Source organism: Pseudomonas parafulva NBRC 16636 = DSM 17004, assembly GCF_000730645.1.
Taxonomy (GTDB): domain Bacteria; phylum Pseudomonadota; class Gammaproteobacteria; order Pseudomonadales; family Pseudomonadaceae; genus Aquipseudomonas; species Aquipseudomonas parafulva.
On sequence record NZ_BBIU01000006.1, the window covers coordinates 1 to 19,809 of the forward strand.

General features: G+C 61.0%; 15 protein-coding genes and 7 tRNA genes. 18 read left to right on the forward strand and 4 right to left on the reverse strand.

Features of this window, described 5'->3' with window-relative positions; genetic code table 11:
• Positions 1-439: 439 nt before the first annotated feature.
• The 3 genes from PPA02S_RS04375 (at position 440) to PPA02S_RS04385 (ending at position 2,365) form a co-directional block, all read left to right on the forward strand.
• Complete coding sequence (locus tag PPA02S_RS04375; protein WP_028632352.1) at positions 440-1,075, forward strand: TetR/AcrR family transcriptional regulator; 636 nt, start codon at positions 440-442, stop codon at positions 1,073-1,075.
• 114 nt (positions 1,076-1,189) lie between these two features.
• On the forward strand, positions 1,190-1,795 hold the full coding sequence (locus tag PPA02S_RS04380; protein ID WP_028632353.1) for a DUF4823 domain-containing protein: 606 nt from the start codon (positions 1,190-1,192) through the stop codon (positions 1,793-1,795).
• Between the two features lie 9 nt (positions 1,796-1,804).
• On the forward strand, positions 1,805-2,365 hold the full coding sequence (locus PPA02S_RS04385) for a DUF1285 domain-containing protein (RefSeq protein WP_028632354.1): 561 nt from the start codon (positions 1,805-1,807) through the stop codon (positions 2,363-2,365).
• Between the two features lie 61 nt (positions 2,366-2,426).
• On the opposite strand, the gene PPA02S_RS04390 is transcribed toward PPA02S_RS04385, so the two are convergent.
• Both PPA02S_RS04390 and PPA02S_RS04395 read right to left on the reverse strand, forming a co-directional pair.
• A tRNA-Asn gene (locus PPA02S_RS04390) sits at positions 2,427-2,502 on the reverse strand.
• Positions 2,503-2,564: 62 nt separating this feature from the next.
• On the reverse strand, positions 2,565-3,761 hold the full coding sequence (locus PPA02S_RS04395) for an amino acid aminotransferase (RefSeq protein ID WP_028632355.1): 1,197 nt from the start codon (positions 3,759-3,761) through the stop codon (positions 2,565-2,567).
• Between the two features lie 283 nt (positions 3,762-4,044).
• Between PPA02S_RS04395 and uvrB the strand changes: the two genes are divergently transcribed.
• The 11 genes from uvrB (at position 4,045) to PPA02S_RS04450 (ending at position 10,944) form a co-directional block, all read left to right on the forward strand.
• Entirely contained in the window at positions 4,045-6,060 is a 2,016-nt protein-coding gene (gene uvrB / locus PPA02S_RS04400) for an excinuclease ABC subunit UvrB (protein WP_028632356.1), read from the forward strand.
• Between the two features lie 165 nt (positions 6,061-6,225).
• Positions 6,226-7,707 carry a glutamate--tRNA ligase gene (gene gltX / locus PPA02S_RS04405; protein ID WP_028632357.1) on the forward strand — a complete coding sequence of 494 codons (1,482 nt, stop codon included), beginning with the start codon at positions 6,226-6,228 and terminating at the stop codon, positions 7,705-7,707.
• 301 nt (positions 7,708-8,008) lie between these two features.
• A tRNA-Ala gene (locus PPA02S_RS04410) sits at positions 8,009-8,084 on the forward strand.
• Positions 8,085-8,157: 73 nt separating this feature from the next.
• Positions 8,158-8,233, forward strand: a tRNA-Glu gene (locus tag PPA02S_RS04415).
• A gap of 52 nt (positions 8,234-8,285) precedes the next feature.
• Positions 8,286-8,361 (forward strand) — tRNA-Ala (locus tag PPA02S_RS04420).
• Positions 8,362-8,403: 42 nt separating this feature from the next.
• Positions 8,404-8,479, forward strand: a tRNA-Glu gene (locus PPA02S_RS04425).
• Positions 8,480-8,540: 61 nt separating this feature from the next.
• A tRNA-Ala gene (locus PPA02S_RS04430) sits at positions 8,541-8,616 on the forward strand.
• A 42-nt stretch (positions 8,617-8,658) separates the two neighbouring features.
• A tRNA-Glu gene (locus tag PPA02S_RS04435) sits at positions 8,659-8,734 on the forward strand.
• Between the two features lie 178 nt (positions 8,735-8,912).
• Positions 8,913-9,347 carry an acyl-CoA thioesterase gene (locus PPA02S_RS04440; RefSeq protein WP_028632358.1) on the forward strand — a complete coding sequence of 145 codons (435 nt, stop codon included), beginning with the start codon at positions 8,913-8,915 and terminating at the stop codon, positions 9,345-9,347.
• A 51-nt stretch (positions 9,348-9,398) separates the two neighbouring features.
• Complete coding sequence (locus PPA02S_RS04445) at positions 9,399-10,370, forward strand: tRNA dihydrouridine synthase (protein ID WP_028632359.1); 972 nt, start codon at positions 9,399-9,401, stop codon at positions 10,368-10,370.
• A 130-nt stretch (positions 10,371-10,500) separates the two neighbouring features.
• Positions 10,501-10,944 carry an Hsp20 family protein gene (locus tag PPA02S_RS04450; RefSeq protein ID WP_028632360.1) on the forward strand — a complete coding sequence of 148 codons (444 nt, stop codon included), beginning with the start codon at positions 10,501-10,503 and terminating at the stop codon, positions 10,942-10,944.
• Positions 10,945-10,998: 54 nt separating this feature from the next.
• On the opposite strand, the gene PPA02S_RS04455 is transcribed toward PPA02S_RS04450, so the two are convergent.
• Complete coding sequence (locus PPA02S_RS04455; protein WP_028632361.1) at positions 10,999-14,295, reverse strand: sensor domain-containing protein; 3,297 nt, start codon at positions 14,293-14,295, stop codon at positions 10,999-11,001.
• Positions 14,296-14,354: 59 nt separating this feature from the next.
• Positions 14,355-15,233 carry a LysR family transcriptional regulator gene (locus PPA02S_RS04460; protein WP_028632362.1) on the reverse strand — a complete coding sequence of 293 codons (879 nt, stop codon included), beginning with the start codon at positions 15,231-15,233 and terminating at the stop codon, positions 14,355-14,357.
• Between the two features lie 130 nt (positions 15,234-15,363).
• On the opposite strand from PPA02S_RS04460, the gene leuC reads away from it, so the two are divergent.
• From leuC to asd, 4 genes are all read left to right on the forward strand, one after another.
• Entirely contained in the window at positions 15,364-16,797 is a 1,434-nt protein-coding gene (gene leuC, locus PPA02S_RS04465; RefSeq protein ID WP_028632363.1) for a 3-isopropylmalate dehydratase large subunit, read from the forward strand.
• Positions 16,794-17,438 (forward strand): 3-isopropylmalate dehydratase small subunit, encoded by a 645-nt coding sequence (gene leuD, locus PPA02S_RS04470; protein ID WP_028632364.1) that lies wholly within the window; start codon positions 16,794-16,796, stop codon positions 17,436-17,438. Before leuC ends, leuD begins: the two co-directional genes overlap by 4 nt.
• A gap of 89 nt (positions 17,439-17,527) precedes the next feature.
• Positions 17,528-18,610 (forward strand): 3-isopropylmalate dehydrogenase, encoded by a 1,083-nt coding sequence (leuB, locus tag PPA02S_RS04475; RefSeq protein ID WP_028632365.1) that lies wholly within the window; start codon positions 17,528-17,530, stop codon positions 18,608-18,610.
• Positions 18,611-18,672: 62 nt separating this feature from the next.
• Positions 18,673-19,785 carry an aspartate-semialdehyde dehydrogenase gene (asd, locus tag PPA02S_RS04480; RefSeq protein WP_028632366.1) on the forward strand — a complete coding sequence of 371 codons (1,113 nt, stop codon included), beginning with the start codon at positions 18,673-18,675 and terminating at the stop codon, positions 19,783-19,785.
• Positions 19,786-19,809: the final 24 nt, after the last annotated feature.

The following is a 19,809-nucleotide window of genomic DNA, read 5'->3' on the forward strand; positions in this document are numbered from 1 at the left end:
CGAAGATCAAGATCAAGATCAAGATCAACAGCCAGATCAACAGCCAGATCAACAGCCAGATCAAGATCCAGAGCTAGGTCTCGCTGAGGCGAGCGGCTTGGGCGGGCTTGGGCCGCCGGCAAAAAAAACCCGGGTTCTGGGGGAGGAATCCGGGTTAAGACCATTAGGAGTAAAACAAAGGTACGCGGTCCCTGAGCACCTTTATCGGCACGCCACTTGGGGGGATGCGCCGGGCCGACACCTCTAGTATTGGCCAGGTTTGACGCAGCGCCAGTCGAAGTTGATCGTTTTTTAAACAGATTTGGAATACGCCAGCCCCCAAGTGCTCCCGCTCGGCATGGCCGCAGGCACCCGAAAACACAGAAAACCACGGATGATCCGTGCAATTTCATGCAAGTTAGGCATAATAATCCGCTTCGATTGTCAGCCAGTCCTTCCCATGCAGAAAGAACCTCGTAAGGTCCGTGAGTTTCGCCGTCGCGAACAGGAAATCCTCGACACCGCCCTCAAGCTGTTTCTCGAGCAGGGTGAAGACAGCGTCACCGTCGAGATGATCGCCGACGCCGTAGGCATCGGCAAAGGTACGATCTACAAGCACTTCAAGTCCAAGGCGGAGATCTACCTGCGCCTGATGCTCGACTACGAGCGCGACCTCAATGAGCTGCTGCATTCCGCTGATGTAGACCGTGACAAAGAGGCCCTGTCGCGTGCCTATTTTGAGTTCCGCATGCGCGACCCTCAACGTTACCGACTGTTCGATCGCCTGGAAGAAAAGGTGGTCAAGGGCAACCAGGTGCCGGAGATGGTCGAGCAACTGCACAGTATCCGGGCGTCCAACTTCGACCGCCTCACACAACTGATCAAAGGCCGCATCAGCGAAGGCAAGCTTGAAGACGTGCCGCCGTACTTCCATTACTGCGCGGCATGGGCACTGGTGCATGGTGCCGTGGCCCTGTACCACTCGCCGTTCTGGAGCAATGTGCTGGAAGATCAGGAAGGCTTCTTCCAGTTCCTGATGGATATCGGCGTGCGTATGGGCAACAAGCGCAAACGCGACCCAGAGCCCGCCAGCTGATTGCACCTGCGGTTAAAGCCGTCGGTAGCCGGCTATGACGTAGAGCAAAGCTGGCGCAAAAGCTGCATCCGCCAGCTATTCGCCGGTTTTTCGTCACCGGCCACTGGAGGAATGATGCGTAGCCTGGTCTTGCTGCTAACGCTTACGGCGTTGGGCGGGTGCATGAATGTCAGCGATATGGGGGAAGGCGTGCGCTACCACATGAGCGACGCCGGCCTGTTGGATCACAGCGACACCCGCCGTACCTTGTCCATCCGCCTGCAGCCCGACTCCTTCATTTTCATTGGCCAGGGGGCCTTTGTGCCGCCCGGCAAAGGCCCCGTGCCTCGCCAGAACGCCGTGGCGGATGAAGCATTCAAGAGCTTTGTCGAATACTTCCCGCTGGTGCGTCGGGCCGACCGCCCCCTTGGCCTGGAAGAGGCCATCGTGCAGGCGCGCTCGGTGGGCGCCGACTATGTGCTGTACACCCGGTTCGCCCGCACGGACGACCGCATTGGCAATGGGGATGAGTGGTACGACGAGCAGGCCGTCGACCGCCTTGGCTGGGACAGCGGTGTGGTGCAGATGATGCTGCTGGAAACCAACACGCGCTATTTGATCGACACGGTGCGCATCAAGAGCCGTGGCGGTTTGTTGACGTTCCACGATCAGACCCCGCAGGATTTGCTTGGCGCGCCAATGCGCGAGTACGCTCGTAGCCTTTTGGGCATGAGCCGATGAGGCAATGTGATGAGTGAGTCAGGCAAAGCCAGCGATCTCCTGACGCAGATTCCCAGTAGCAAGGGCCTGCCACCGGTGCACCTGTGGAACCCGGATTTCTGCGGCGATATCGATATGCGCATTGCCCGCGATGGCACCTGGTACTACATGGGCACACCTATCGGCCGCAAACCGATGGTGAAGTTGTTTTCCGGCATTATCCGTCGCGAGGGTGATGACTATTTTCTCGTCACGCCGGTAGAGAAGGTGGGCATCCAGGTGGATGACGCACCTTTTGTGGTGGTGGCGCTGGAGGTGCTGGGTGAGGGCGAGCAACAGGTGCTGCGTTTTACCAGCAATGTGGAAGATCAGGTGGACGTGGGGCCGGCCAACCCTTTGCGCGTGGTTACCGACCCCGTTACCCAGGCGCCTTCACCTTATGTGCTGATGCGCGATAACCTCGAGGCGCTGGTCCATCGCAATGTGTTCTACCAGTTGGTCGAGCTCGCCGTACCGCAGGTGCTGTCAGGTGAACAATGGTTGGGCGTGTGGAGCGGGGGCGTGTTCTACCCCATCGGCCAGGCCGATTGACACGGTGTTGACCCAATAACGCAAAAGCCCCCGCTGCTTGCGCAACGGGGGCTTTTTTATCTGGCTCCGCGACCTGGACTCGAACCAGGGACCCAATGATTAACAGTCATTTGCTCTACCGACTGAGCTATCGCGGAATCTGCGCGTATCTTACTCATTGCCAGGAGGAAGTCAAGCAACCCCCTGTAAAATCAACCGGTTACAGCACTTCTACAATAGCCTTCGTAACCACGTGGATGTTGCTCTGGTTGAGCGCGGCTACCGCGATGCGGCCTGTGTCCAGCGCATAGATGCCGAAGTCGTTCTTCAGGCGAGTCACCTGCTCAACAGTCAGGCCGGAGTAAGAGAACATGCCCACCTGACGGCCAACGAAGCTGAAGTCACGCTTGGCGCCGTACTGCGCCAGCAATTCGACCATCTGCTTGCGCATACCATGGATGCGCTGACGCATTTCGGCCAGTTCGGTTTCCCACATCTGGCGCAGTTCAGCACTGTTCAGTACGGTGGCAACGATGGTGGCACCGTGGGTTGGCGGGTTGGAGTAGGTGGTGCGAATCACCCGTTTGACCTGGGAAAGCACGCGCGTACTTTCGTCCTTGGACGCCGTGACGATGGACAGTGCGCCGACGCGCTCGCCGTACAGCGAGAACGACTTGGAGAACGAGCTGGACACGAAGAATTCCAGGCCAGACTCGGCGAACAGGCGCACCGCGAACGCATCTTCGGCGATGCCGTCGCCAAAGCCCTGGTAGGCCATGTCCAGGAACGGTACGTGCCCCTTGGCCTTGACCACTTCCAGAACATGCTTCCAGTCGTCCAGGGTCAGGTCCACACCGGTCGGGTTGTGGCAGCAGGCATGCAACACCACGACAGAGCCCGCTGGCAGGTTGGCCAGGTCTTCGAGCATGCCGGCGCGGTCTACACCGTTGGTAGGTGCGTCGTAGTAGCGGTAGGTTTGCACAGGGAAGCCCGCCGACTCGAACAGCGCGCGGTGGTTTTCCCAGCTAGGGTCACTGATGGCTACCACTGCCCCCGGGGCAACCCGCTTGAGGAAGTCGGCGCCGATTTTCAGCGCGCCGGTGCCGCCCACCGCTTGCACGGTGACCACGCGGCCTTCGGCCAGCAGTGAGGATTCGGCGCCGAAGAGCAGCTTCTGCACGGCCTGGTCGTAAGTGGCGATACCATCGATGGGCAGGTAGCCGCGAGAGGCGTGCTGGGCGGCACGTTGGGTCTCGGCTTCGATCACGGCACGCAGCAGCGGAATGCGGCCTTCCTCATTGCAATACACGCCTACGCCCAGGTTGACCTTGTCAGTACGTGGGTCGGCATTGAACGCTTCATTGAGGCCCAGGATGGGGTCGCGGGGTGCCAGCTCGACAGCGGAAAACAGGCTCATTGTTACCTTGGCTCGGATAGGAGGTGATAGGGCGTACACGCTCCAGCCGAATGCACTGAAGCGGTGCACAAACGGGGAGTCAGTATAGTGATCCCGCGCGGTCGCCGCGACACTCTGGCGCACCTTTTGCGCCTGTTTGCGCAAAAAAAATTTCGACTCTTGATCCGATTGCCGGGTCCACCGTTACACGGGGTCACCGTTCCACCTTCAAAGCATCCCCCGGCAGGCCCATTTGGGTATAGACTACTGGCTAAATTTACAGTGCAGCACCGCGAGGTTCGACATGTCCGAGTTTCAGCTCGTCACCCGTTTCCAGCCGGCCGGCGACCAGCCCGAGGCCATACGGCAGTTGGTCGAAGGCATCGAAGCGGGCCTGTCGCACCAGACGTTGCTGGGGGTGACCGGGTCAGGCAAAACGTTCAGCATTGCCAACGTCATTCAGCAGGTGCAGCGCCCTACGCTGGTGCTGGCGCCCAACAAAACCCTGGCCGCCCAGTTGTATGGCGAATTCAAGGCATTCTTCCCCAATAACGCCGTCGAGTACTTCGTCTCCTACTACGACTATTACCAGCCCGAAGCGTACGTACCTTCGTCGGATACGTTCATCGAGAAAGACGCGTCGATCAACGACCATATCGAGCAAATGCGCCTTTCCGCGACCAAGGCGCTGCTCGAGCGGCGCGACGCCATTATCGTCACCACCGTGTCGTGCATCTACGGCCTTGGCAGCCCTGAAACGTACCTGAAGATGGTGCTGCACATCGACCGCGGCGACAAGCTCGACCAGCGCGCGCTGCTGCGCCGCCTGGCTGACCTGCAATACACCCGCAACGAAATGGATTTTGCCCGTGCCACTTTCCGTGTGCGTGGCGACGTGGTCGACATTTTCCCTGCTGAATCTGACCTTGAAGCCATTCGCATCGAACTGTTCGATGACGAGGTTGAGAACATCGCCGCATTCGACCCGCTGACCGGTGAGGTACTGCGCAAGTTGCCGCGCTTCACGTTCTACCCCAAAAGCCACTATGTCACCCCGCGGGAAACGTTGCTCCAGGCGGTGGAGGGCATCAAGGAGGAACTGGGTGAGCGCCTCGAGTTTCTGCATAAGGGCAACAAGCTGGTCGAGGAGCAACGCCTGGAGCAGCGCACCCGCTTTGACCTGGAGATGATCCTGGAACTGGGGTATTGCAATGGCATCGAGAACTACTCGCGCTACCTGTCGGGGCGGCCGGCCGGGGCGCCACCCCCCACACTCTACGACTACCTGCCGGCGGATGCCCTGCTGGTCATCGACGAGTCGCACGTCAGTGTTCCGCAGGTAGGGGCCATGTACAAAGGCGACCGCTCGCGCAAGGAAACCTTGGTGGAATATGGCTTCCGCCTGCCATCGGCGCTGGATAACCGCCCGATGCGCTTTGACGAATGGGAAAGCGTGAGCCCGCAGACCATTTTCGTCTCTGCCACGCCCGGGCCTTATGAGGCCGAACATGCCGGTCGGGTGGTGGAGCAGGTGGTTCGCCCTACGGGCCTAGTCGACCCTCAGGTAGAGATACGGCCCGCCCTCACGCAGGTCGACGACCTGCTGTCCGAGATACATAAACGTGTGGCCCTGGGTGAGCGCGTACTTGCAACCACACTCACCAAGCGCATGGCCGAGGACCTCACTGACTACCTGGCCGATCATGATGTACGGGTACGTTACCTGCACTCGGACATCGACACGGTCGAGCGGGTCGAGATCATCCGCGACCTGCGCCTGGGCACCTTTGATGTGCTGGTGGGCATCAACTTGCTGCGTGAGGGCCTGGACATGCCCGAGGTGTCGCTGGTAGCCATCCTCGATGCCGACAAGGAAGGCTTCCTGCGGTCGGAGCGCTCGCTGATCCAGACCATTGGCCGCGCCGCACGAAACCTCAATGGTCGGGCAATTCTGTATGCCGACAACATCACAGGTTCCATGCAGCGTGCCATTGACGAAACCGAGCGCCGTCGTGAGAAGCAGATCGCGTTCAACGAGGCCCACGGCATCGTGCCGAAAGGGGTCGTCAAGGACATCACCGACATCCTCGAAGGCGCCACGGTGCCGGGCGCGCGCAGCAAGAAGCGCAAGGGGATGGCGAAGGCGGCGGAGGAGAGCGCCCGTTACGAAGCCGAACTGCGCACGCCGGGTGAGATCACCAAGCGTATCAAGCAGCTTGAGGAAAAAATGATGCAGCTTGCCCGCGATCTGGAATTCGAGGCTGCAGCGCAACTTCGTGACGAAATCACCCAGTTGCGGGAGCGGCTGATCGTCAGCTGACCCTGGGAAACGGCGCCGCGCCTGTCCGCCTATCGCTGATGGCCTGCCGCCGCGCTTGGCATTTGCACTTGCTCTGGGCAAGCCGCGTGCGCGCCATCGCTGGAGCCCGATGGCTGCCACCTGCTAACATTCGGCCTTTGTTTCATCTTTCGTTCGAGACCCTCCATGACCACCGTACGCACGCGTATCGCGCCATCGCCGACCGGCGACCCCCATGTCGGCACCGCCTACATCGCCCTGTTCAACTACTGCTTCGCCAAGCAGCATGGCGGCGAGTTCATCCTGCGCATCGAGGACACTGACCAGCTGCGCTCAACGCGCGAGTCGGAACAGCAGATCTTCGACGCCCTGCGCTGGCTCGGCATCGAGTGGAACGAAGGCCCGGACGTCGGCGGCCCGCACGGCCCGTATCGCCAGAGCGAGCGGGGCGAGATCTACGCCCGCTATGCCAAGCAATTGGTCGACGCAGGCCATGCGTTCTACTGCTTCTGTACCGCCGAAGAGCTGGAACAGATGCGTGCAGAGCAGCAGGCCCGTGGTGAAACCCCGCGCTACGATGGCCGTGCCCTGGCCCTAAGCGCCGATGAGGTGCAGCGGCGCCTGGCGGCAGGCGAGCCGCATGTGATCCGCATGAAGGTGCCGAGCGAAGGCGTGTGCGTGGTGCCCGACATGCTGCGCGGCGACGTCGAGATCCCGTGGGACCGCATGGACATGCAGGTGCTGATGAAAAACGATGGCCTGCCCACGTATTTCCTCGCCAACGTGGTGGATGACCACCTGATGGGTATTACCCATGTGTTGCGGGGTGAAGAGTGGCTGCCATCCGCACCCAAATTGATCAAGTTGTACGAATACTTTGGTTGGGAACAGCCCAAGCTCTGTTACATGCCGTTGTTGCGCAACCCTGACAAATCCAAGCTCTCCAAACGCAAGAACCCGACTTCGGTCACGTTCTACGAGCGTATGGGCTTCATGCCGGAGGCCATGCTCAACTACCTGGGCCGTATGGGCTGGTCCATGCCGGACGAACGCGAGAAGTTCTCCCTGGCCGAGATGGTTGAACACTTTGACCTGTCGCGCGTGTCGCTGGGTGGCCCGATCTTCGACATCGAAAAGCTGTCCTGGCTCAACGGCCAGTGGTTGCGTGAATTGCCGGTCGAGGCCTTCGCTGCCCGTTTGCAGCAGTGGGCATTCAACAGCGACTACATGATGAAGATTGCCCCGCACGTGCAGGGGCGCGTAGAAACCTTCAGCCAGGTAGTGCCACTGGGCGGGTTCTTCTTCGAAGGTGCGCTGAAGCTCGACGCCAAGCTGTTCGAGAGTAAAAAGCTGTCGGCCGACCAGGTGCGCCAGGTGATGCAGTTGATCCTGTGGAAGCTCGAAAGCCTGCGTCAGTGGGAGAAGGAGCGCATTACGGGCTGCATCCAGGCCGTGGTCGAGGCCCTGGAACTGAAACTGCGTGACGCGATGCCGCTGATGTTCGCCGCCATCACCGGGCAGGCCAGTTCAGTGTCGGTACTCGATGCCATGGAAATCCTCGGCCCGGACCTGACGCGTTATCGCTTGCGCCAAGCGTTGGACTTGCTGGGTGGCGTTTCGAAGAAAGAAAACAAGGAGTGGGAAAAACTGTTGGCTACAATCGCCTGACAGCGCCAATGGTCGCAAGCATCGCTCGCTCCACTGCTGCCATACCCTGGCCCGTAGGAGCGAGCGTAGCTCGCGATGCGTCGCCCAGCGACGCCCCTAAACACCTCGTTCCCACGTGAAAGCTGCACCCGCGTCCAGTCCATTGCGGTAAGTGATTGTTATCTGTGAAAAAACTTTTGGATATTTTCAAAAATTCGTTTGACAGGTCTACGATCCGAACTTAATATGCGCCCCGTCCACAGCGATGAACGAAATGAAGCGCCAGGCACCCAGCCAGCGATTCTGTTCAAAGCGACATTGTGGGGCTATAGCTCAGCTGGGAGAGCGCCTGCATGGCATGCAGGAGGTCAGCGGTTCGATCCCGCTTAGCTCCACCAAATTCCTCTTGGCAGCTCATGGCTGGCAAGCAGTACAGGCTCCAGCAAGCCGGTACTGGCGGTAAGAAGGTTCGTCCCCTTCGTCTAGTGGCCTAGGACACCGCCCTTTCACGGCGGTAACAGGGGTTCGAGTCCCCTAGGGGACGCCAGTTTTGCACAAGTGATGCCTAGCGCTTCACTGGGCCGCGAGGCTAAAAATCTGGGGCTATAGCTCAGCTGGGAGAGCGCCTGCATGGCATGCAGGAGGTCAGCGGTTCGATCCCGCTTAGCTCCACCAATTCTGCCAGGGTCCGCGCCAGCGGGTCTTCGCGAAGGTTACGTCCCCTTCGTCTAGTGGCCTAGGACACCGCCCTTTCACGGCGGTAACAGGGGTTCGAGTCCCCTAGGGGACGCCACTTTTCCTGCGTTTTGCAGGGCTTTAAAAGGCTCATCGCCTATTGATGAGTCTTTTGTTTCGGGGCTATAGCTCAGCTGGGAGAGCGCCTGCATGGCATGCAGGAGGTCAGCGGTTCGATCCCGCTTAGCTCCACCAATTCTGCCGGGGTCTGCGCGAGCGGGCCTTTGCGAAGGTTACGTCCCCTTCGTCTAGTGGCCTAGGACACCGCCCTTTCACGGCGGTAACAGGGGTTCGAGTCCCCTAGGGGACGCCATGTTTACCCGCGTTTTGCGGGACTTTTAAGGCTCATTCGAATATTGAATGGGCCTTTTGTTTTTGCCCTCGAAAAATGCTTGCATTCAAGCTCAGCGATCCAGGCGTGTGCCCGTACAACGCTGGACATTCGCCCGCCGATCACTGCTAAATTCCCTTTTTGCGTCCGGGAACTGAACATGAGTTGGGACCTGCCTGCACCCTTCATCATCGATCTGCATGTTGGCAGCGAAGACATCGATGGCCTCGGCCATGCCAACAATGCGGTGTATGTCACCTGGCTGGAGCGCTGCGCCTGGCGCCACTCCCAGCGTCTGGGCCTGGATCTGGCCGAGTATCGGCGCCTGGACCGGGCGATGGCGGTGGTGCGCCACGAAATCGATTACCTGGCCGCAGCCTACGAGGATGATGCACTGCAACTGGCGACGTGGATCATCGATTGGGACCAGCGCCTGCGCATGACCCGCCGCTTTCAGCTATGGCGCCCGCAGGATGGCACGACCTTGCTGCGAGCCCAGACCACGTTTGCCTGTATCGAGCTGTCCAGTGGCAAACCCCGGCGCATGCCGGCTGAGTTCCTGGAAGGTTATGGCCCGGCGCTGACCGGTGCCTGAATGGCCTGCGATATTTGCTAGACTGCCGCCTTTTTCCATCGAGACCCTCACATGCAAATTGCCCTGGCCCCTATGGAGGGGCTGGTCGACAACATCCTGCGCGACGTGCTTACCCGCGTTGGCGGTATCGATTGGTGCGTCACCGAATTCATACGCGTATGCGACCGCCTGCTGCCGCCATCGTCCTTCGACAAACTGGCGCCTGAGCTGCGCCAGGGAGCGCGCACCGCCGCTGGGGTGCCAATGCGTGTGCAACTGCTGGGGTCGGACCCTGCCTGCCTGGCCGATAACGCGGCATTGGCCTGCGAATTGGGTGCGCCGGTGATCGACCTCAACTTCGGCTGCCCAGCGAAGACGGTGAACAAGTCGCGTGGCGGTGCCGTGTTGCTCAAGGAACCAGAGTTGCTGCATGCCATCGTGCGTGAAGTGCGCCGCGCGGTACCTGCAGACATTCCCGTCACTGCCAAGATGCGGCTGGGCTTCGACAGCCCGGACGGTGCGCTGGAGTGCGCCATGGCGCTGGCCGAAGGCGGCTCGACTCACCTGGTGGTGCACGCGCGTACCAAGGTTGAGGGCTACAAGCCGCCTGCGCATTGGGAATGGGTAGCTCGCGTGCAGGATGTGGTAAAGGTGCCAGTGTTCGCCAACGGTGAGATCTGGACGGTGGATGACTGGCGGCGTTGCCGCGAGGTCAGTGGTGCCGAAAACATCATGTTGGGCCGCGGCCTGGTGTCGCGACCCGACCTGGGGCTGCAGATTGCGGCAGCGCGTGCCGGGCAGCATTACCAACCGATGAGCTGGGAGCAACTGCTGCCGCTGCTACGCGAGTTCTGGCGCCAGGCGCAGGCCAAGCTGTCGCCACGTTATGCACCCGGGCGCATGAAACAGTGGCTGGCCATGCTTACACGCAACTACCCGGAAGCGGTCGTTCTGTTTGCCGAGCTGCGCCGTGAAGACGACTGCGCCCGCATTAGCCGGCTTATCGGTGCCGAGCAGCAACCGGTGGATGCGTGCGTCGCTTGAAGCGCAGGGCAGAGCAGATTTTTTTCAGGCTCCCCTTGAAAGCTGTTTGCCAGGCCCTATCTCTTGAGTACGCGATGCCGAAGTCGGGTCGCGTAATGACCTACTTGCTGAAAACTCAGGAGTTATGACCATGACCACCGCTTTCTCGCTTGCTCCCCTGTTCCGCCACTCCGTGGGCTTCGACCGTTTCAACGACCTGTTCGAGTCGGCGGCGCGCAACGATGCGGGTAGCAGCTACCCACCCTACAACGTGGAAAAACACGGTGAAGACCAATACCGCATTGTGGTTGCGGCCGCCGGCTTCCAGGAAGAAGACCTGGACCTTCAGGTAGAGAAAGGTGTGCTCACCGTCACTGGCGGCAAGCGCGACAACAGTGCTGCCCAAGTGACCTACCTGCACCAAGGTATTGCCCAGCGCGCCTTCAAGCTGTCGTTCAGGCTTGCCGACCACATCGAGGTCAAGGCAGCGGGCCTTGCCAACGGCCTGCTCAGCATCGACCTGCTGCGTATCGTGCCTGAAGAAGCCAAGGCCAAGCGCATCCCGATCAATGGCGAACAGCCAGCGCTGAACTAACAGGCGCTACTGACAAGAAAGGCACCCTCGGGTGCCTTTCTTGCGTTGCAAGCGTCAATAGACAGCAGGCGCCTCCAGCAGCATCTGACGGAACTCTGCCAACGGCAAGGGGCGGCTGTACAGGTACCCCTGATAGAGGTGGCACCCCAGCTGCTCCAGAAATTCCAGTTGTTCGCTGAGCTCTACGCCCTCGGCTATGACCGCTAGGCCAAGGCTGCGCGCCATGGCCACGATGGCGCGGACGATCTCGGCATCGTTGGGGTCAACGGTCGCGTCGCGCACGAATGACTGGTCAATTTTCAGCGCATCCACCGGCAGGCGCTTGAGGTAAGTCAGTGAGGAATAGCCTGTACCGAAATCGTCCATGGCGAAGCTGACGCCATAAGCCTTCAGCTCACGCATCTTGCTGATGGTGTCCTCGAGGTTCTGGATGACAATACCTTCGGTGATCTCCAGTTTCAGTATCTGTTTAGGCACCTTGAAGTCATTCAGGCTGCGTAAAACCCGCCCGACGAAGTCGTTCTGGCGGAACTGCCTGGGGCTGATGTTGACACACAGGCTGAAATCACGGGCATCTATAAGGCCATCCGCCAGCATGCGCGCGCAGGCATCGCAGGCTTCGTCGAGGATCCAGTTGCCCACCTCCAGGATCAGACCGCTCTCTTCGAGCACCTGAATGAACTGGCTGGGCGGCTGCTGGCCCAGCTGTGGGTGATGCCAGCGCAACAACACTTCGGCACCGACGATGCGGTTGTCGCGGGCATCCACCTGCGGTTGAAAATGCAGCGCCATTTCGCCCCGTGCCAGTGCCAGGCGCAGGTCGTTTTCCATGCGCAGGCGCTCGCTGGCGGCTTTCTGCATGGTGGCCTGGAACACCTGTGTGGTGTTGCGGCCCGAATCCTTGGCCCGGTACAGCGCGATGTCGGCGCGCTTGAGCAAATCTGCCGGGGTAGTGCCGTGGTCCGGGATCAGTGCCACGCCGATGCTGGGTGTTACCTGCAACCGCTGGCCGTCCAGTGACATGGGCTGGGCCAGCAGCTCGCGCAAGGTGTCGGCCAGTTCCCGGACCTTTTCTTCAACGGTTTCCCGGCTGCCCTCCAGCCCGCTAAGCAGTACCACGAACTCGTCCCCGCCCAGGCGCGCTACGGTGTCTTCCAGGCGCACGCTGGCCTCCAGCCGCGCGGTGATGATCTTCAGCACGGTGTCGCCAACAGGGTGGCCCAGCGAGTCGTTGATGTGCTTGAAGTGGTCCAGGTCCAGAAACAACAGGGCACCGCGCAGGTGGTGGCGTTTGAGCAGGGCGATCTGCTGGCTCAGGCGGTCCATCAGCAAGGCCCGGTTGGGCAGATTGGTCAGTGGGTCGTGGTAGGCCAGGTGGCGTATCTGCGCCTGGGCGTTCTTCAGTTGGCTGACGTCGCGGGCTGTCATCAGCAGGCATTCTTCTTCGTTGAGAATGATCGGTTCTACCGACACCTCTACCGTCAGCAATTCGCCGCACTTGTTGCGCCCGAGCATCTCCCGATGATGCACCCGTCCGTGTTCACGCAGCTCGGCCAGCAATGAGCTGCGCTGGTTGGCATCGGCCCAGATACCGATCTCGAATACGGTACGGCCGACCACTTCGGTGGCGCTGTAACCGGTCAGCCGGCAGAACCCGTCGTTGATTTCCAGGTAACGCCCGCTTTGGCACTCGGTGATGGTGATTGCGTCAGGGCTTGAATGAAAGGCCTTGGCGAACTTCTCTTCGCTGGCCTTGAGCGCAGCTTCGGCCCGCTGCTGCTGGGTGATATCGCGCAGGGTGGTCACGCTGCAGGGCTGGTCGTCTACCGTGATCAGGCGGCTTGAGATCACACAGGTCAGCGCCTCGCCATGACGGTGGTTGACCACCACCGCTACATTGCTCAAGGCTTGTTCGCGGATAACCCGTTCGATGCGCTGCGCCCGCTGCACGGACTCGCCCCACAAGCCGATTTCTTCTGCGGTACGGCCGATCAGTTGCTCGGCGCCCCAACCGAAGGTGTGAGTGAAGGCGGGGTTGATCTCGATAAATTGCCCGGTGTCCTGGCGGGTCACGCAGATTGGGTCGGGGCTTACCTGGAACAGGCTGGCGAACTTCTCTTCCGAAGCGCTCAGGCGCTGTTCGCGCTCCACCTGGTCGGTGATGTCCAGCAGTGTGCCGGCCATGCGCAGCGGGTTGCCCTGCTCATCGCGATACAGCCGGGCGCGGCTTTCGATATAGCGTGAGATACCGTTGTCCAATTGCACCCGGTAGGTGATCTGGTAATTGCCCGCAGGGCCTTCGCGCAGGCTGCGATAGGCTTGGCGCATGGAGCTGCGCTCCTGCTCGGGCACCCCTTCGAAAAAAGCGTCGAAGGATTCGTGAAAAGGGGTAGGGGGCAGACCGTGCAGCTGCGCTGCCCGTGCCGAGCCATAGAGCATGCCGCTGGGGATATGCCAGTCCCACGTGCCCAACTGCGCCGAATCCAGTGCCAGGTCCAGGCGTTCCTGGCTGTCCTTCAGTGCAAGTTCGGCGCGCTTGCGCTCGGTGGTGTCCAGGAAGGTGCTGAGCAGGAAGGTGGTGCCCTCGAGTTCGATGCCCTGAGTACACAGAATACCGTCGTGAACCCTGCCGTTGCTGGCGCGAAACTGCACTTCCATGATCAGCGGGCCACTGCTCAGGCGGGTGGCCTCCAGCATTTGCTGGCGTTGCTCTGGGTTAGCCCACAGGCCCAGTTCCAGGCTGGTTTTACCGACCACCTGGTTGCCTGGCCAGGCAAACGTGTCTTCGAAGTGCCGGTTCACCTCGAAGATCATGCCGTCGTGACGACGGGTCAGCAAAATGGCATTGGGGCTAAGGTGAAACAGCGTCGCAAGGCGCTTTTCCGAGTTGACCAGGGCCGTTTCGCGCTCGCGCTGACGGGTAATTTCCCGTACCACACCGATCATCTGCGGCCGGCCATGCTGGTCGTGGGTAAGGCTGCCATTGATCTCCAGCCAATGCAGGCTGCCATCCGGCCAGCGGATGCGGTGCCGCATGGCGCGTTCCACCGGTTCGCCATTGAACACAGCCTGAAACGCCTGGCGGGTGCGGGCGCGGTCCTCTTCCGGTAGCAGGTCGAGGTAGTCGATATCGTCGGGCAACGCGCGTAATGGGTCGAAGCCGAACAGAGCCTGGGTGCCTCTTGACCAGCTCACCCGGCCACTCTCGATGTCCCACAGCCAAGCGCCCAGGCGCGCCCCGTTGAGCGCAGCCAGCAACTGCGGCGCATTCTGCCAGGCCTGTTCCGACTCCTGAGGGTCGGCCGCAGGGATCCTTGGCAGGCGCATTAAACGGTTCGCTGATTTGGGCATGGTTACCAGACCTTTGGCTTGTGACGCATCCTCGAGGGTAATGCCGGGCTGCCGGCGCCTCAGGCGGGCCCTGCGTGGCTATCGAGCAGGGCCATGAACGCCTTGGCCGCGTTCGATAGGGTACGCTCCGTGTGCAGAATGTAGCCTAGCTGGCGCGACAGCTGAATGCCGGGCAGGGCGATGGGTGCCACCTGCCCGTCCAGCATGGTGCGCGGCAGAACGCTCCAGGCCAGGCCGATCGAAACCATCATCTTGATCGTTTCCAGGTAGTTGGTGCTCATGGCGATGTTGGGGGTCAGGCCCTGGCTTTCGAACAGGCGCTGGACGATGTGGTGGGTGAAAGTATTGCCGCCGGGGAACACAGCCGGGTGGCGGGCAACATCGGCGAGGGTGACGGTGTGGTTGTTGGCCAGCGGGTGTTCGGGGGCGGCGACGAAATCCAGTGCGTCTTCCCATACCGGTACCGCCCTGACCAGGTGATGTGGCTCTGGAGCGAGCGTGATTACTGCAATCTCGGCGCGGCCATGGAGTATTTCGTCGTAGGCCTGTTCTGAATCGAGGAACTGAATATCCAACGCCACGGCTGGATGCTTGCGCGTGAAAGCCCGCAGCAGCGGGGGCAGGCGGTGCAGGCCGATATGGTGGCTGGTGGCCAGGGTCAGGCGACCACCGACTTCGCCTGACAGATTGGTCAGTGCACGTCGGGTATCATCAAGCACGCTGAGGATCTGGTAGGCCCGAGGCAGTAAGGCGCGCCCGGCTTCCGTCAGGGTCACCTCACGGCCAAGGCGGTCGAACAACCGCACGTCCAGTTGCTGCTCTAGCCCGGCAATGCGTTTGCTGATGGCCGGCTGGGTCAGGAACAGGCGCTCCCCGGCACCTGAAAAGCTGCCGGTTTCTGCGATGGCGATGAAGGCGCTGAGGTTGGCCAGATCCAATGTTTGGATTCCTTGTGGTTATCCAAAGGATAAAAATTATGAATTTGAGTTATTCAATCTAACCCCATAGCATCGTCCATACAAGCCAAGGGGTTTTTGGCATAGAAAGACGCTGATGAGGAACAGTCTGATGGCTGGCAAAACGCTCTACGACAAACTCTGGGAAGCCCATGAGGTCAAGCGCCGTGATGACGGCTCGTCCTTGATCTACATCGACCGCCACATCATCCACGAGGTTACCTCGCCTCAGGCCTTCGAAGGCCTGCGCCTGGCCCAGCGCAAGCCGTGGCGCATCGATACCAACATCGCCACCCCTGACCACAATGTGCCGACCACGCCGGAGCGCAAGGGTGGGATCGACGCCATCGTCGACCAGGTATCGCGCCTGCAGGTGCAAACCCTCGACGAGAACTGTGACGAATATGGCATCGTCGAATTCAAGATGAATGACGAGCGCCAGGGCATCGTCCACGTCATCAGCCCGGAGCAGGGTGCCACCTTGCCAGGCATGACGGTGGTTTGCGGTGACTCGCACACCTCTACCCACGGCGCTTTCGGTGCCTTGGCCCATGGCATCGGCACTTCCGAGGTGGAGCACGTGCTCGCCACCCAGTGCCTGGTCGCCAAGAAGATGAAGAACATGCTGGTGCGCGTCGAAGGCCAGTTGCCTGCCGGCGTCACCGCCAAGGACATCGTCCTGGCCGTGATCGGCAAGATCGGCACGGCCGGTGGCAATGGCCACGCCATGGAGTTTGCCGGCAGCGCCATCCGCGAATTGTCGATGGAAGGCCGCATGACCATCTGCAACATGTCCATCGAGGCAGGTGCCCGTGTCGGCCTGGTGGCTACCGATGCCACCACCGTCGCCTACGTCGAAGGCCGCCCGTATGCGCCCAAGGGCGAGCAGTGGACCCGTGCCGTGGAGGCCTGGAAAGACCTGGTTTCCGACGATGATGCCGTGTTCGATACCGTGGTCGAGCTGGATGCCAGCCAGATCAAGCCGCAGGTCAGCTGGGGTACCTCGCCTGAAATGGTACTGGCTGTGGACCAGCGCGTGCCCGACCCTGCGGCCGAAAGCGACCTGATCAAGCGCGGCTCGATCGAGCGGGCCTTGAAGTACATGGGCCTCACCGCTAACCAGGCGATCACCGACATCCGTCTGGACCGCGTGTTCATCGGCTCCTGCACCAACTCGCGTATCGAAGACCTGCGGGCGGCTGCGCAAATCGCCAAGGGGCGCAAGGTGGCAGCGACGGTCAAGCAGGCCATCGTTGTACCGGGTTCCGGGCTGGTCAAGGCCCAGGCCGAGCGCGAGGGCCTGGACAAAGTCTTCCTCGAGGCTGGCTTCGAATGGCGTGAGCCCGGTTGCTCGATGTGCCTGGCGATGAACCCCGACCGGCTGGAGAGTGGCGAGCATTGTGCATCCACCTCCAACCGTAACTTCGAAGGCCGTCAGGGCGCTGGCGGGCGCACCCACCTGGTCAGCCCGGCCATGGCGGCCGCGGCAGCGGTCACTGGCCATTTCATCGACGTCCGCGAGTTGATCCAAGGGAGCGCAGCATGAAAGCCTTTACCCAGCACATCGGCCTGGTTGCCCCGTTGGACCGCGCCAACGTCGATACCGACCAGATCATCCCCAAGCAGTTCTTGAAGTCGATCAAGCGCACGGGCTTTGGCCCCAACCTGTTCGACGAATGGCGTTACCTGGATGTGGGCCAGCCCTACCAGGACAACAGCAAGCGCCCGGTCAACCAGGAGTTCGTCCTCAACCACGACCGCTACCAGGGCGCCAGCGTGTTGCTGGCCCGGGAAAACTTCGGTTGCGGCTCCAGCCGTGAGCACGCGCCCTGGGCGCTGGACGAATACGGCTTCCGCAGCATCATTGCGCCGAGCTTTGCCGATATCTTCTTCAACAACAGCTTCAAGAACGGTCTGTTGCCGATCATCCTCAGCGATGAGGAGGTGGACGAGCTGTTCCGCCAAGTTGAGGCCAACCCAGGCTACCAGTTGACCATCGACCTGCAGGCACAGGCAGTGACCCGCCCGGACGGCAAGGTGCTGCATTTCGAGATTGATGCCTTCCGCAAGCACTGCCTGCTCAACGGGCTGGATGACATCGGCCTCACCCTGCAGGATAGCGATGCCATTACGGCGTTCGAAGGCAAGCATCGCGCTGCCCAGCCGTGGCTTTTTCGTGACGCCTGACTGATAAAGCCAGGTTCGCTGGCTGCCGGTCAGCAGTAACAGTTCGGCGCAGCCGCCTGGCTGCGCCTCAAGATTGGATAGAGGAAAGCATGAGCAAGCAGATTCTGATTCTTCCAGGTGACGGTATCGGCCCGGAAATCATGGCAGAGGCGGTCAAGGTGCTGGAGCTGGCCAACGACCGGTTCCAGCTTGGCTTTACCCTGGCCCATGACGTGATCGGTGGTGCCGCCATCGACAAGCACGGTGTACCGCTGGCAGATGAAACCCTGGAGCGTGCCCGCAAGGCGGATGCCGTATTGCTGGGGGCCGTTGGCGGGCCGAAATGGGACAAGATCGAGCGTGATATCCGCCCTGAGCGCGGCCTGCTGAAGATTCGCTCGCAGCTGGGGCTGTTCGCCAACCTGCGCCCGGCCATCCTCTACCCGCAACTGGCCGATGCCTCGTCGCTGAAGCCGGAAATCGTGTCGGGCCTGGACATTCTTATCGTTCGTGAGCTCACCGGCGGCATTTATTTCGGCGCACCGCGTGGTCAGCGCGAGCTGGAGGGCGGCGAGCGCCAGGCATACGACACCCTGCCTTACAGCGAGAGCGAAATCCGTCGCATTGCCCGTGTCGGCTTCGACATGGCCCGTGTACGTGGCAAGAAGCTGTGCTCGGTCGACAAGGCCAACGTTCTGGCCTCCAGCCAGCTGTGGCGTGAAGTGGTCGAAGACGTGGCCAAGGGCTACCCGGATGTAGAACTGAGCCACATGTATGTCGATAACGCTGCCATGCAGCTGGTTCGTGCACCGAAGCAATTCGACGTGATGGTCACCGACAACATGTTTGGCGACATCCTGTCGGATGAAGCTTCCATGCTCACCGGTTCTATCGGCATGCTGCCCTCGGCCTCGCTGGATGCCGACAACAAGGGCATGTACGAGCCATGCCACGGTTCGGCACCGGACATCGCCGGGCAGGGCATCGCCAACCCGCTGGCAACCATTCTCTCGGTGTCGATGATGCTGCGCTACAGCTTCGACGAGGCAGTTGCAGCCGATGCCATCGAGAAGGCAGTCAGCCTGGTCCTGGACCAGGGTCTGCGCACCGGTGATATCTTCTCCGAAGGCTGCCGCAAGGTAGGTACGCAGGAAATGGGCGACGCAGTAGTCGCAGCGCTGCGGAATCTGTAATCTCTCTGGCCCGTCATCCCCAATCCCGATGGCGGCCCACTTTTAGCAAAGGTGTAGTTGCGATGAAACGTGTAGGTCTGATCGGTTGGCGCGGCATGGTTGGTTCCGTGCTCATGCAGCGGATGCTGGAGGAGCAGGATTTCGACCTTATCGAGCCCGTGTTCTTCACCACCTCCAACATTGGTGGCCAAGGCCCCAGCGTGGGCAAGGAGACCGCTCCGCTCAAGGATGCGTACTCCATTGAAGAGCTCAAGACCCTCGACGTGATCCTGACCTGCCAGGGCGGCGACTACACCAACGAGGTCTTCCCCAAGCTGCGTGAAGCCGGCTGGCGGGGCTATTGGATTGATGCTGCATCTTCCCTGCGTATGCAGGATGACGCGGTGATCGTGCTCGACCCCGTCAACCGCAAGCACATCGATCATCAGCTGGACGCTGGCACCAAGAACTTCATTGGCGGCAACTGCACCGTCAGCCTCATGTTGATGGGCCTGGGTGGGCTGTTCGAAGCTGGCCTGGTGGAGTGGATGAGCGCCATGACCTACCAGGCAGCCTCGGGTGCCGGTGCGCAGAACATGCGTGAGCTGATCAAGCAGATGGGCGCTACCCATGCCGCGGTGGCCGACGACCTGGCCAACCCGGCCAGCGCCATTCTGGACATCGATCGCAAGGTGGCAGAAGCCATGCGCAGCGACGCGTACCCGGCGGAAAACTTTGGTGTGCCCCTGGCCGGCAGCCTGATCCCGTGGATCGACAAGGAGCTGCCTAACGGCCAAAGCCGCGAAGAGTGGAAGGCACAGGCCGAGACCAACAAGATTCTGGGCCGGTTCAAGAGCCCGATCCCGGTCGACGGTATCTGCGTGCGTATCGGTGCCATGCGCTGCCACAGCCAGGCGCTGACCATCAAGCTGAACAAGGACGTGCCGATCGCCGACATCGAAGGCATGATCAGCCAGCACAACCCCTGGGTGAAGCTGGTGCCCAACCAGCGCGAGATCAGCATGCAGGAGCTGACCCCGACCAACGTCACCGGCACCCTGAACATTCCGGTTGGCCGTTTGCGCAAGCTGAACATGGGCTCCCAGTACCTGGGTGCCTTCACCGTGGGTGACCAGCTGCTGTGGGGGGCTGCAGAACCACTGCGGCGCATGCTGCGGATTCTGCTGGAGCGGTAATCGCTACTGCACTGCGGCTCATTC